The 1,092-nt window shown below is 36.8% G+C and carries 1 protein-coding gene; it reads right to left on the bottom strand.

The features are described 5' to 3' along the window. Nucleotides 1-101: 101 nt before the first annotated feature. Complete coding sequence (locus tag ABZW18_RS34805; protein WP_356195536.1) at nt 102-992, bottom strand: IS982-like element IS982B family transposase; 891 nt, start codon at nt 990-992, stop codon at nt 102-104. Nucleotides 993-1,092: the final 100 nt, after the last annotated feature.

The following is a 1,092-nucleotide window of genomic DNA, read 5'->3' on the forward strand; positions in this document are numbered from 1 at the left end:
AGCAATTAAACTTAATATCGCCACAACAAAATATAAATAATTACTATATTTAAAAAATTTTTTCATTGAAATATCCTCCATATACCCGAATTGCTAGTTGATTATTTATCCATGACTTGATACCCGATAGAATATCTTAAAGTCTCTGGTTCCAGTGATTTAGCTGATTTTAACAGTAAAGAATACGCTAAAAGTATCATCTCTAATTTCAATTGAAAACCTTGAGGCGAACGACTTTTACAACGCTCAGCTCCTAGATTTGTCAAAAAAGAGAAAACTCGCTCAATCACTTTTCTACGTTTTGAAAAATTAGGGAAAAGGATTTTCTTTTGCTTCATGTTCTTCCTGACAGGTGTAATTAGATCAATTCCTTTTAATTCCAGCCTATCATGCAGTGACTGACCTAAATATCCCATATCTCCAAGGACTGTTGGTGTCCCAAATTGACTCAACACTTCCTCGGTCATTGAACGATCAGCCATTGAAGCAGGAGTAATTGTGTAGTCTATGACATAGCCTGATTCACTGACTAAAGCATGACATTTACATCCATAGAAGTACTGTCCCTTTGTAGCATTGTAGCCAACATTTGCATCATCTCCAAGAACTTTGCTTCTGAAATTACGAATAGGCTGACACAAAGGAATGGGGAAGCTGTCAATAATGGATACACTCATTCCTTCAACCTCTTTAAAGACGAGTGCTTGGCGAATGACTTGGATACTCGGTAAGAGGGCATTACAACGGCGGACAAAGCGAGAATATTCTAGGAAATTAGGAAATAAACTTTGAGCAAGTTGGTGCTTAGCTTTAAGCGTTTCACTAAAATGCAGTACGCCCCATAGGTAACAAGCGATAACTAAGCAATCTGATGTTGCGAGATGGACGTTCTTTCGGTTTTGAACCTCAAGGGGAACACTCGTTTGATAAAGCGTCTCAATGGTTGTCAGTAAATAAACAAAAACTTTTGAAAGTGTGCTATTATAAGTCATATAAGTCGTGCGCTTTCTAATGCTTAGTGGTTTTAGATTAGGATAGCACGACTTATTTATTTTCCAATGAAATTAACTAGCAATTCGGGTTAATTACGGA

Origin of the sequence: Streptomyces sp. NPDC004647, from assembly GCF_040609575.1 — a bacterium.
Classification (GTDB): Bacteria; Actinomycetota; Actinomycetes; order Streptomycetales; family Streptomycetaceae; genus Streptomyces.

Excerpts from the sequence above, each read along its gene's own strand:
- ABZW18_RS34805 (WP_356195536.1), bottom strand. The coding sequence starts at position 992 with ATGACTTATAATAGCACACTTTCAAAAGTTTTTGTTTATTTACTGACA.